10 protein-coding genes, 1 tRNA gene, 1 pseudogene and 1 riboswitch are annotated in these 10,748 nt (G+C 61.5%); of the genes and pseudogenes, 4 read left to right on the top strand and 8 right to left on the bottom strand.

Features of this window, described 5'->3' with window-relative positions:
• Positions 1-45: 45 nt before the first annotated feature.
• Positions 46-119: transfer RNA gene (locus EUU22_RS18350), tRNA-Gly, on the bottom strand.
• 148 nt (positions 120-267) lie between these two features.
• On the opposite strand from EUU22_RS18350, the gene EUU22_RS18345 reads away from it, so the two are divergent.
• Positions 268-1,077 carry an ion transporter gene (locus EUU22_RS18345; protein WP_129333425.1) on the top strand — a complete coding sequence of 270 codons (810 nt, stop codon included), beginning with the start codon at positions 268-270 and terminating at the stop codon, positions 1,075-1,077.
• Here EUU22_RS18345 and EUU22_RS18340 read toward each other — a convergent pair.
• Complete coding sequence (locus tag EUU22_RS18340) at positions 1,045-2,142, bottom strand: 2'-deoxycytidine 5'-triphosphate deaminase (protein ID WP_129333424.1); 1,098 nt, start codon at positions 2,140-2,142, stop codon at positions 1,045-1,047. The two genes, EUU22_RS18345 and EUU22_RS18340, sit on opposite strands and share 33 nt — an antisense overlap.
• Positions 2,143-2,215: 73 nt before the next feature.
• A riboswitch (SAM riboswitch) is annotated at positions 2,216-2,294 on the top strand.
• A gap of 47 nt (positions 2,295-2,341) precedes the next feature.
• Between EUU22_RS18340 and EUU22_RS18335 the strand changes: the two genes are divergently transcribed.
• Together EUU22_RS18335 and apaG are read left to right on the top strand one after the other, a co-directional pair.
• Complete coding sequence (locus tag EUU22_RS18335) at positions 2,342-3,526, top strand: O-succinylhomoserine sulfhydrylase (RefSeq protein ID WP_129333423.1); 1,185 nt, start codon at positions 2,342-2,344, stop codon at positions 3,524-3,526.
• A gap of 201 nt (positions 3,527-3,727) precedes the next feature.
• Positions 3,728-4,120, top strand: a complete 393-nt coding sequence (gene apaG, locus EUU22_RS18330; protein WP_129333422.1) for a Co2+/Mg2+ efflux facilitator ApaG/CorD — start codon at positions 3,728-3,730, stop codon at positions 4,118-4,120.
• Positions 4,121-4,191: 71 nt separating this feature from the next.
• Here the strand turns inward: apaG and EUU22_RS18325 are convergent, their stop codons facing one another.
• The 3 genes from EUU22_RS18325 to EUU22_RS18315 all read right to left on the bottom strand — a co-directional run bounded on the left by EUU22_RS18325 (position 4,192) and on the right by EUU22_RS18315 (position 7,454).
• Complete coding sequence (locus EUU22_RS18325) at positions 4,192-5,181, bottom strand: Hsp33 family molecular chaperone (RefSeq protein WP_129333421.1); 990 nt, start codon at positions 5,179-5,181, stop codon at positions 4,192-4,194.
• A gap of 122 nt (positions 5,182-5,303) precedes the next feature.
• Complete coding sequence (argF, locus tag EUU22_RS18320; RefSeq protein ID WP_129333420.1) at positions 5,304-6,221, bottom strand: ornithine carbamoyltransferase; 918 nt, start codon at positions 6,219-6,221, stop codon at positions 5,304-5,306.
• A 27-nt stretch (positions 6,222-6,248) separates the two neighbouring features.
• On the bottom strand, positions 6,249-7,454 hold the full coding sequence (locus tag EUU22_RS18315) for an aspartate aminotransferase family protein (RefSeq protein ID WP_129333419.1): 1,206 nt from the start codon (positions 7,452-7,454) through the stop codon (positions 6,249-6,251).
• A gap of 423 nt (positions 7,455-7,877) precedes the next feature.
• Between EUU22_RS18315 and EUU22_RS18310 the strand changes: the two genes are divergently transcribed.
• On the top strand, positions 7,878-8,402 hold the full coding sequence (locus tag EUU22_RS18310) for a GcrA family cell cycle regulator (RefSeq protein ID WP_129333418.1): 525 nt from the start codon (positions 7,878-7,880) through the stop codon (positions 8,400-8,402).
• 71 nt (positions 8,403-8,473) lie between these two features.
• Here the strand turns inward: EUU22_RS18310 and phoB are convergent, their stop codons facing one another.
• The 3 genes and pseudogenes from phoB to pstB all read right to left on the bottom strand — a co-directional run.
• Positions 8,474-9,157 (bottom strand): phosphate regulon transcriptional regulator PhoB, encoded by a 684-nt coding sequence (phoB, locus tag EUU22_RS18305; RefSeq protein WP_129333417.1) that lies wholly within the window; start codon positions 9,155-9,157, stop codon positions 8,474-8,476.
• A gap of 25 nt (positions 9,158-9,182) precedes the next feature.
• On the bottom strand, positions 9,183-9,896 hold the full coding sequence (gene phoU / locus EUU22_RS18300) for a phosphate signaling complex protein PhoU (RefSeq protein ID WP_129333416.1): 714 nt from the start codon (positions 9,894-9,896) through the stop codon (positions 9,183-9,185).
• Positions 9,897-9,940: 44 nt separating this feature from the next.
• Positions 9,941-10,675: pseudogene (pstB, locus tag EUU22_RS18295) on the bottom strand (phosphate ABC transporter ATP-binding protein PstB); the annotation flags it as partial.
• Positions 10,676-10,748: the final 73 nt, after the last annotated feature.

Here is a 10,748-nt window from a genome sequence, read left to right as displayed (position 1 = left end):
AACTGACACGAGTGACACGCCGAAAATGCAAGTACTTGAAGTTGCTGGAGCGGGTGAAGGGAATCGAACCCTCGTATTCAGCTTGGGAAGCTGCTGCTCTACCATTGAGCTACACCCGCGACAGGGGCACAAATCCAACAGTTCCCCCGGTCTGTCAAGTGTGAAGAGCCGGCGCGGCGACGCTTTGCAAGACGCGCGCCAAAGCCACCAAGTTTTTACTTTCCCGGAGCAATGTGGCGACGACTGCCAGACATCCGGATTGCCACTATGCCCTTGCTCCGTCGCCTTCTCGAATCCAACCGCTTCGAAACGGCCATCACCGCTCTCATCCTACTGAATGCCGTCACACTGGGACTTGAGACTTCCCCCGTCCTGTGGGCTCGCTACGGATCCCTGCTCTACGCGATGGATCACACGCTTCTTGCGATCTTCGTCCTGGAGATCGTGGCGAGACTCATGGTCTATCGAAGTCGCTTCTTTCACGACCCCTGGCGGGTTTTCGATCTTCTCGTGATCGCCGTCTCGATCGTGCCGGCCACGGAAACGGTCTCGATCCTTCGGGCAATGCGCGTCCTGCGGCTCTTCCGGCTGATATCCGTCGTGCCTTCCATGCGGCGGGTGGTCGGCGGGCTCTTCTCTGCGCTCCCCGGCATGGGCTCGATCTTCCTCCTGCTGGGCCTTGTCTTCTACGTCTCCTCGGTCGCCGCGACCAAGCTCTTTGCCGCGGACTTTCCGGAACTCTTCGGCAATATCGGCAAGTCCGCCTTCACGCTTTTCCAGGTCATGACGCTCGAAGGCTGGACCGGCGACGTAGTGCGTCCGGTGATGACGCTTCACCCACTCGCCTGGGTTTTCTTCATCCCGTTCATCGTCGCGACGTCGTTCACGGTCCTCAATCTCTTCATCGGGATCATCGTCTCGTCCATGCAGGCCGAGCATGAGATTCCGAGCACGGGAGACCAGGAAGACCTCAAGGACAGCCAGAATCTCATCCTTGCGGAGTTGAGAGAACTGCGCAGCGAAGTCGCGGCTTTGCGGCGCGCCTCAGCCAACGCGGAAATGCTTGGACAGCTTTAGTCCCTGCGCCTGGTAGCTGGAGCCGAGGCCGGTGCCGTAAAGGCCTGCCGGGCGCTCCTGCATGTGTTCGTAGACGAGACGCCCGATCACCTGCCCGTGTTCGAGGATGAAAGGCACCTCATGGCTACGAACCTCAAGGACGGCGCGGCTGCCGGCGCCGCCAGCACTGGCATGGCCGAAACCGGGATCGAAGAAACCTGCATAGTGCACGCGGAATTCGCCGACCAGCGGATCGTAGGGCGTCATCTCTGCGGCAAAGAGCGGGGGTACGTGGACGGCCTCGCGCGAAACGAGGATGTAGAACTCGTCCGGATCGAGGATCAGTTCGTCGCGTCCGCGGCTGTAGAGCGGTTCCCAGAAATCAAGCACGTCATGGGCCGCCTTGCGGTCGACGTCGATGACGGAGGTATGATGCTTGCCACGATAGCCGATCAGGCCGTCCGGGCCACTGCCCTTGAGATCGATCGACAGTGCAATGCCACCGCCCGAGACGTTCGGCATTTCGCTCGCAACGAGCGTCTCCGCCTGGTGCAGATCGAGCAGTTCGGTGTCGCTCAGCAAGGAATGGCCAACGCGAAACCTGATCTGCGACAGGCGTGATCCACGCCGGACGATGACCGGGAACGTCCGCGGACTGATCTCGAGATAGAGAGGTCCACGGTAGCCGGCCGGGATCTTGTCGAACTCCTGGGCGTGATCGACCATCACGCGGGTGAAAATGTCGAGCCGTCCGGTCGAGCTCTTCGGATTTGCCGAGGCGGACATGTCCTGCGGAAGGTCGAGGCTTTCCATCAGCGGCACGATGTAGACGCAGCCGGTTTCCAGCACAGCCCCGTCCTCGAGATCGATCTCGTGCAGTGTCAGGCGTTCGAGCTTGTCGGCGACCTTGTGCTCGCGACCGGGCATGAAGCTCGCGCGGACGCGCATCGCCTTCGAACCGAGGCGCAGGTCCAGGCTTGCCGGTTGCACCTGGTCGGCGTCGAGGGGCGCCTCGCTTTTCAGCCGACCTTCACCGAACAGCGCGTCAATGGCGCGATCCGCCAGGATACCCGTGGTCCTTGTCATCTTGTCCCATCCCGTTTGGCCCGACAAAACCAAAGTCGAGGAATTGACGCAAGCCCGGGATAGGCGTATGGCAAGCTTATCCCGTGGTGATTTGGCCGGTCGGCTTGCAGCCACGTTAAACAAATGGCTAAAGAGACCGGGTGCTTGAAACCGGTCCGAAATCGCGACCGGTTTTTTTGTGTTTGAAAGGCTGAGTGGCATGAGCAAGAACTGGCGTCCCGCAACGCGACTGGTCCATGGAGGCACCCTTCGCTCTCAGTACGGCGAGACCTCGGAAGCGATCTTCATGACGCAGGGTTTCGTCTACGAGTCCTCCGAGGCGGCGGAAGCGCGCTTCAAGGGTGAGGACGACGGATTCATCTACGCCCGCTACGGCAGCCCGACGAACGACATGTTCGAAAAACGCATGTGCCTGCTGGAAGGGGCGGAAGAGGCTCGGGCGACCGCGTCCGGCATGGCGGCCGTCGCCGCGGCCATTCTCTGCCAGCTGAGAGCCGGCGATCACATCGTCGCGGCCCGCGCGCTTTTCGGTTCCTGCCGCTGGGTCGTCGAGACGCTCGCGCCGAAATACGGCATCGAATGTACGCTGGTCGACGGGCGCCATCTGGAAAACTGGGAAAAAGCGATCCGTCCGAACACCAGGGTGATGTTCCTCGAAAGCCCGACGAACCCGACACTGGAAGTAATCGACATCGCCGGCGTTGCCAGGCTCGCCAATCAAGTCGGCGCCAAGCTGGTGGTCGACAACGTCTTCGCGACCCCCCTCTTCCAGAAGCCGCTCGAACTCGGCGCGCATGTCGTTGTCTATTCCGCGACCAAGCATATCGACGGCCAGGGTCGCTGCCTCGGCGGCGTCGTGCTGTCGAGCAAGGAGTGGATCGACGAGGAGTTCCAGGACTATTTCCGCCACACCGGCCCGGCCATGTCTCCGTTCAACGCCTGGACTCTTCTGAAGGCTGTCGAGACCCTGCCGCTGCGTGTGCGTCAGCAGACCCAGAGCGCCGCGAAGATCGCCGACTTCCTTGCCGAGCAGGGACAGGTCGCACGCGTCGTCTATCCCGGTCGCGCCGATCATCCGCAGGCAGACATCATCGCCAAGCAGATGACGGGCGGCTCGACGCTGGTCGCCTTCGAACTGAAGGGCGGCAAGGCCGCCGCCTTCGCCTTGCAGAATGCACTGAGGATTGTCGAGATCTCGAACAATCTCGGCGACTCGAAGAGCCTGATTACCCATCCGGCAACGACCACGCACAAGAACCTGACCGACGAAGCCCGCGCCGAACTCGGCATCTCGGGCGGCACCGTACGGCTCTCCTGTGGCATCGAGGACACCGACGACCTGCTGGAAGACTTCGCACAGGCACTCCGCAAGGTTCCGGCCTGAGTCACAACCCGCCCCTGCTGTCCGGCGCCCCTTGCGAGCGCCGGACAAACCCATCAGCAGAGCGAGCGGCAAAACCACTGGTCGTCGTTAGGACCAATTTTACGAAGTCGCGACACTTTGCTTGCTCGGAACGTCCGCATTCCTTGACCCGTGCGGCGAGCTGATAGATATGGTTAGCAAGGCATAAAGAAGGTCAACCCTATGTATCGAGCCCTGACGCAGGATATCGAAGTCAGTGTCGAGCCTTACTATCTGGAGGAGCAGTCCGACCCGGATGACGGACGATACGTCTGGGGATATCGGGTGGCGATCACCAATCACTCGGACAGGTCGGTTCGACTGGTGAACCGCTATTGGCACATTACCGACCAGAATGGCCAGGTCGATGAGGTCACCGGCCCGGGCGTTGTCGGCGAACAGCCGCAGCTGAGGCCCGGCGACACCTACGAATATTCCTCGGGCTGCCCTCTGGACACGCCTTCGGGCGTCATGTTCGGCCATTACCAGATGGAGACCGATGAAGGCGACCTCTTCGAGGTGGCGATCCCGGCCTTCTCGCTGGACGCGCCGGGCATGCTGCGAGTCCTCAACTGAGACCCGATGAATCCAGCACCCGACCGCAATGAAAAACTGCGCCGCCCGCCTGGACGGCGGCGCCTTCAATTTCAGCCTTCACGAACCTCGGCCGCTTCATAGCGGTAGGTGGTCGAGCAGAACTCGCAGGTGACGGTGATTGCGCCGTCTTCCTGGCTTTGCTCGATCTCCTCGTCGGAAAAGCTCTTCAAGACGCCCTTCACCTTCTCCCGCGAGCAACTGCACCGGTCGAAGACCGGCTGCGGCTGGTAAACCCGCACGCCCCGCTCGTGAAAGAGGCGGAATAGGAGACGCTCTATGCCGATCTGCGGATCGGTCAGCTCGTCGGCGTCGACGGTGTCGACGAGCACCTGCGCTTCCGACCAGGCATCGTCCTCCGAAAAGACATACTCGCCATCGTCTCCGTCGCCGCCATGCAGGTCCGGCTGGCGCATCCGCTCAGGCGCCTCGGGCAGGAATTGGGCCATCAGGCCTCCTGCCCGCCATCCGCGGCGCGGGTGTCCCTCCTCGTCGCGATCGAAGAACTCGGCGACGCCAAGACGGACCCGTGTCGGAATCTGTTCCGATTGACGGAAGTAAACCCCGGCGATCTCCTCGAGCGAGGTGCCGTCGAGAGGCACGATCCCCTGATAAGGCTGCATGAAGTTGCCCTGGTCGATGGTGAAGGCAAGAATGCCCTCGCCGAGCAGAGCTTCGGGTGATGTCCTGCCGTCTGCGACCGCGGCTGCCAGCGCATCCTCGTCGAAGCGGGCATAGGCGCGCACGTCTTCGGGCGTCGAGAAGTCGACAACCAGAAGGTCCACAGGCCCGTTGCTCTTCGTCTGAACAGTAAATTTACCCTGAAATTTCAAGGACGTGCCGATCAGAACCGTGAGGACCATCGCCTCCGCCAGAAGACGGGCGACGGGCGCCGGATATTCGTGCCGCGCGAGAATTGTGTTGACCAGAGGGCCGAGCTGTACGGCCCGGCCGCGCACATCGAGACCTTCCACCTGAAACGGAACAACGCGGTCATCTCCGGCGAAACCGAATTCGCCGAGTTCAGAGGCCCTGTCTGCCATTATTGTACTCCTTGCGCCGACGGCGCTTGACTGTCGGGACGCTTAAATCCCGAATTTACCGCTCACATGGGGTCGCCAGGCGAGAAGATCAAGCCGGACGCTGCAGACCCGAGCAAACCACCTCAGATCGCGCCAAGGCACCAGGCGAGGATCGATTTCTGTGCATGCAGCCGGTTTTCCGCCTCGTCGAAGACGACGGATTGAGGACCGTCGATCACTTCGTCGGTGACCTCTTCGCCGCGATGCGCGGGCAGGCAGTGCATGAACAGGGCATCGGGCTTGGCGTGCGCCATCAGTGCGCCATTCACCTGATAGGGCTGGAAGACATTGTGCCCCCTGGCCTTATGCTCCTGGTTCATCGAAACCCAGGTGTCGGTGATGACTGCATCGGCACCTTCAACCGCGCGCTCGGCCTCATGGCACAGCATGATTTCGCCGCCATTGTCGCGCGCCCAGTTGAGGTACTTGTCGTCCGGTTCGGACCCGAGCGGTACGGCCATGTTCATACGGTAGCCGAAGCGGGCGGCTCCCTCCACGAGCGAATGCAGGACATTGTTGCCGTCTCCGGTCCAGGCGAGCGTCTTGCCCTTCACCGGACCGCGATGCTCCTCGAAGGTCATGATGTCAGCCATGATCTGGCAGGGATGCGTGCTGTCGGTCAGCGCGTTGATGACGGGAACGGTCGCGTGCTCGGCCATTTCCAGGAGGCGCGAATGATCGGTCGTGCGGATCATGATCGCATCCACGTAGCGCGAAAGGACCTTTGCGGTGTCGCCGATCGTTTCGGCACGGCCGAGCTGCATTTCCGTACCGGAAAGGAAGAGGGTCTCACCCCCGAGCTGACGCATGCCGACGTCGAAAGACACACGCGTGCGGGTGGACGGCTTCTCGAAGATCATCGCAAGCATCTTGCCGGCGAGCGGCTTGTCCGCCGTTCCGGCTTTGGTTGCCTGCTTTCGCACGCGGGCGTCATCCATGATGGTACGCAACTCGGTGGACGAGACGGCCGAGAGGTCGAGAAAATGCTTCGGAGATGCCATGGGAAAACCTGTCTGAACTTCTGCTGCTTAGGCTTGCGCCGCCTGCTTTTCGTGGGCGCGGTGCACCCGTTCGGCCGCGCGTTCGATCCGCGAGAGGCCCTCGCGCGCTTCCTCCGCCGTCGTGATGAGCGGCGGCAGCAGGCGAATGACGTTGTCGCCGGCCGGGACGCCGAGAACGTGCTCGGCACGCATGGCCTGAAGCAATTCCGCATTCGGCACCTTCGCCTTGATGCCGAGCATCAGGCCCTCGCCGCGGATCTCCTCAATGACATCGGGAAAGCGGTCATGGAGGGCCGCCAGGCCCTGCCGGAAGACCAGCGCCACGTCTCGCACATGCTCCAGAAAACCATCGGCGAGAATGACGTCGAGTACGGCGTTGCCGACGGCCATCGCCAAAGGGTTGCCGCCATAGGTGGAGCCGTGCGTACCAGCCTTCATGCCGGACGCGGCATCCGCCGTGGCAAGGCAGGCGCCGAGCGGAAAGCCGCCGCCGATACCCTTTGCGACGGCCATGATGTCGGGTGTGATGCCTGCCCATTCATGCGCGAAGAGCTTCCCCGTGCGACCGACGCCCGACTGGACTTCATCGAGGATCAAAAGAAGCCCCTTGTCGTCACAAATCTGGCGAAGTGCCCGCAGGAACTCGTTGGACGCGGTACGAATGCCGCCTTCACCCTGCACCGGTTCGATGAGGATCGCAGCCGTATTATCGGTGATCGCTGCCTTCACCGCCTCGATGTCGCCGAACGGCACCTGGTCGAATCCCGGCGCCTTGGGGCCGAAACCTTCGAGATACTTCGCCTGTCCTCCTGCCGCGATCGTCGCCAGCGTGCGGCCATGGAAGGCGCCCTCGAAGGTAATGATGTGGAACTTCTCCGGGTGCCCCTTCGAAAAATGATAGCGGCGCGCGGTCTTGATCGCGCATTCCAGCGCCTCGGCGCCTGAATTGGTGAAAAACACCTTGTCCGCGAAGGTCGCTTTCGTCAGCCGTTCACCCAGCGTCTCCTGACCCGGCACCTCATAGAGGTTCGACAGGTGCCAGACCTTTTCGGCCTGCGCCTTCAGCGCCTCGACGAGATGCGGATGCGCATGTCCGAGCGCATTCACCGCAACGCCGGCCGCGAAATCGAGATATCGCTCACCATTCTCCGCAATCAGCCAAACCCCTTCGCCGCGCTCGAAACGCAGAGGCGCGCGCAGGTAGGTTTCGTAAAGCGGCGTGGCTTCAGCCATGGCGGAACAGCTCCTTCGCAACCGATAGATGTCAAGAACGATCTTCCGATTTCCCGGAGAAAAATCCCCGAAAAAATCAAAAATGCCGCCTTTCGGCGGCGGCTGGCACTATCGGCATTTCCCATTGCGCTGTCAACAAAACTGCGACAGGCAAAGGATTTTTGTGATGTCGGGACGGCTTTCACAGGTTTGATTTCTCACTGCCATCGCGGACCAGCAAGTTGGGGAAAACTTGAAAATCGATTCCCGTTGATTCTTCCGACTCTTGTCACGGAGTCAGCGCCACACTAGGTTAAATTTACATTAAAAGATTGCATGCGGCAGAAATAGTCACCGAAAGTATCGAGGAAGTCTTGTTTCGGATTCGTTCGAAGCAACGGTGACGGATTCTGCCATCAAAATCGCGACGGCGGAGATAATGGCATGAATTGGACAGATGAGCGCGTCGAAAAACTGAAGAGGCTTTGGGCCGAAGGCTTGAGCGCAAGCCAGATCGCCGCGCAGCTCGGCGGCGTCAGCAGGAATGCGGTGATCGGCAAGGTCCATCGTCTGAACTTGCCTGGACGCGCGAAGTCGGGCGGCGGCACGGCACCGGCGCGCACACCGAAACGTCCGGCACCGGCTCCTCGCCCGTCTGGCTTTGCTGCGCGCATCCCCACGCGCGCCAACGCCCGTCCGGCAGGCGGTGCCATGCTCAAGGAAGAGGGCCAGACTGACGTCGTCGAAGCGGTCCGCGCCGTAACTTCCTCGAATGTCGTGATTCCGATTTCCCGCCGCCTCGGCTTGACGGAACTCACGGAGCGTACCTGCAAGTGGCCGATCGGCGATCCGATGAGCGACGAATTCCATTTCTGCGGCTGCGAGTCTCTCGATTCCTCGCCCTACTGCAGCTACCACGCGAAGCTCGCTTACCAGCCGGTTTCCGAGCGTCGCAAGGCGGAACGGTAAGCTTCGGCCAACATGGCAAACAGAAAAACGGGCCCTGCAGGGCCCGTTTTCGTATTTGGGACGCTAGGAGATCAGGCTTCCATCGAGTAGCCCGCGCCGCGCACGGTGCGGATGACGTCCTGCATGTTGGAAAAGTTCAGCGCCTTGCGTAAGCGGCCGACATGGACATCGACAGTACGCTCGTCGACATAGATGTCGTGCCCCCACACGCCGTCCAGAAGCTGCGATCGGGAGAAGACACGGCCGGGCGACGTCATCAGGAATTCCAGAAGCCGGAACTCGGTCGGGCCGAGGCGAACTTCGCGGCTCTTGCGATGGACCCGATGGGTTTCGCGGTCGAGCTCGATGTCGCCGCAACGGAGAACGCTCGACAGGACTTCCGGACGCGCCCGCCGCAGCATGGCCTTCACGCGCGCCATCAGTTCCGGCGTGGAAAACGGCTTAACGACGTAGTCGTCGGCGCCGGTCGCGAGACCGCGCACCCGTTCGCTTTCCTCGCCTCGCGCCGTCAGCATGATGACCGGCAGGCGTTCGGTCTCCGGTCGCATGCGCAGCCTGCGGCAAAGCTCGATCCCGGAAACACCCGGCAGCATCCAATCGAGCAGCAGGAGGTCTGGCACCCTTTCCTGAAGGCGCAGTTCCGCTTCGTCGCCGCGCAGGATCGTCTCCACCTCATAGCCTTCGGCTTCCAGATTGTAACGAAGGAGTACGCTCAGCGCCTCCTCGTCTTCGACTACCACTATCCTCGGCTGCATCGCTTGCTCGTCCTCCGCAACGACATCATTCGGTGATCGCGCCGACGTCCGTCGTCAGGTCTTCCTTCGGGCGCTCGCCTTCGGGCTGAGCCCCGGTGGTCATGTAGTAGATGGTTTCGGCGATGTTGGTGGCGTGATCGCCGATCCGCTCCAGGTTCTTGGCGCAGAAAAGAAGGTGCGTGCAGCTGGTGATGTTGCGGGGGTCTTCCATCATGTAGGTCAGCAACTCCCGGAACAGGGATGTGTAGACGGCATCGATCTCGTCGTCGCGATCGCGAACGGACTTCGCCTTCTCCGCCGAACGCGTGGAGTAGACGTCCAGGACTTCCTTCAGCTGCACGAGGGCAAGTTCGGAGAGGTGCTCGATGCCGCGAGCGAGCTTGCGCGGAATGCCGGCGCTCTGCACCGCCATTGCCCGCTTGGCGTTGTTCTTGCCGAGATCGCCGACCCGCTCCAGGTCGCTGGCGATCTTCAGCGCGCCGATGATCTCGCGAAGGTCGCTCGCGACGGGTTGGCGACGGGCGATCGTGATGACGGCCTTGTCACCGATTTCGCGCTCGGCTGCGTCCATAATGACGTCGTCGGAGATCACCTTGTGCGCCAGTGCTGCGTCCCCGTGAACCAGAGCGCGGACGCTGTCGCCCACCATCTGCTCGGCAAGTCCGCCCATCTCGGAGATGCGGCGCATCAGGTATTTCAGTTCCTCGTCAAAGGCGGAGTAGATGTGGGTCGATGACATGTCGTGATCCTCGAATGAGTGCGTCTGCGCGGTTGGACGGGGCGTCAGCCGAAGCGACCCATGATGTAGTCCTGCGTGCGCTGATCGTCGGGATTGGTGAACATCTTGTCGGTGTCGTTTTCCTCGACGAGCTCGCCGAGGTGGAACATCGCCGTCCGCTGCGACACACGCGCCGCCTGCTGCATCGAGTGCGTGACGATCACGATCGTGTAGTTCGCGCGAAGCTCGTGGATCAGCTCCTCGACCTTCGCGGTTGCGATCGGATCGAGCGCCGAGCAAGGTTCATCCATAAGGATGACCTCAGGGCTGACTGCAACGGCGCGGGCGATGCAGAGACGTTGCTGCTGACCACCCGAGAGCCCGGTGCCCGGTGCATCGAGGCGATCCTTCACTTCGTTCCAGAGACCGGCTTTCTGCAGTGCCGACGCGACGATGTCGTCCATGTCCGATTTCTTGCGGGCAAGCCCGTGAATGCGCGGGCCGTAGGCGACGTTCTCGTAGATCGATTTCGGGAACGGGTTCGGCTTCTGGAACACCATGCCGACCTTCGCACGCAGCTGAACCGGGTCCACCTTGGGATCGTAGATGTTCTCGCCGTCGATGGAGATATGTCCCTCGACCCGGCAATTGGCAATCGTGTCGTTCATGCGGTTGAGGCAACGCAGGAAGGTCGACTTGCCACAGCCGGAAGGTCCGATGAAGGCGGTGACCGAGCGGGGCGGAATCTCGATCTCCACATCCTTGATGGCGTGCTTGTCGCCGTAGAACACCTGAACCTTTCGGGCCGAGATCTTCGATTCGTTCATTGTTGCAGCCTTCGTCGTGGTCGTCATTGTGGTCGGCATGTTACTC

Source organism: Ciceribacter ferrooxidans, from assembly GCF_004137355.1.
Lineage (GTDB): Bacteria > Pseudomonadota > Alphaproteobacteria > Rhizobiales > Rhizobiaceae > Allorhizobium > Allorhizobium ferrooxidans.
Note: the sequence above shows the minus strand (reverse complement) of the source record. Positions and strands in the feature narration are given on the sequence as shown.

Coding starts and splice junctions, on each gene's coding strand:
- EUU22_RS18310 (WP_129333418.1), top strand. CDS start 7,878: ATGAATTGGACAGATGAGCGCGTCGAAAAACTGAAGAGGCTTTGGGCC.
- EUU22_RS18335 (WP_129333423.1), top strand. CDS start 2,342: ATGAGCAAGAACTGGCGTCCCGCAACGCGACTGGTCCATGGAGGCACC.
- EUU22_RS18325 (WP_129333421.1), bottom strand. CDS start 5,181: ATGGCAGACAGGGCCTCTGAACTCGGCGAATTCGGTTTCGCCGGAGAT.
- EUU22_RS18345 (WP_129333425.1), top strand. CDS start 268: ATGCCCTTGCTCCGTCGCCTTCTCGAATCCAACCGCTTCGAAACGGCC.
- apaG (WP_129333422.1), top strand. CDS start 3,728: ATGTATCGAGCCCTGACGCAGGATATCGAAGTCAGTGTCGAGCCTTAC.
- EUU22_RS18340 (WP_129333424.1), bottom strand. CDS start 2,142: ATGACAAGGACCACGGGTATCCTGGCGGATCGCGCCATTGACGCGCTG.
- argF (WP_129333420.1), bottom strand. CDS start 6,221: ATGGCATCTCCGAAGCATTTTCTCGACCTCTCGGCCGTCTCGTCCACC.
- EUU22_RS18315 (WP_129333419.1), bottom strand. CDS start 7,454: ATGGCTGAAGCCACGCCGCTTTACGAAACCTACCTGCGCGCGCCTCTG.
- phoB (WP_129333417.1), bottom strand. CDS start 9,157: ATGCAGCCGAGGATAGTGGTAGTCGAAGACGAGGAGGCGCTGAGCGTA.
- phoU (WP_129333416.1), bottom strand. CDS start 9,896: ATGTCATCGACCCACATCTACTCCGCCTTTGACGAGGAACTGAAATAC.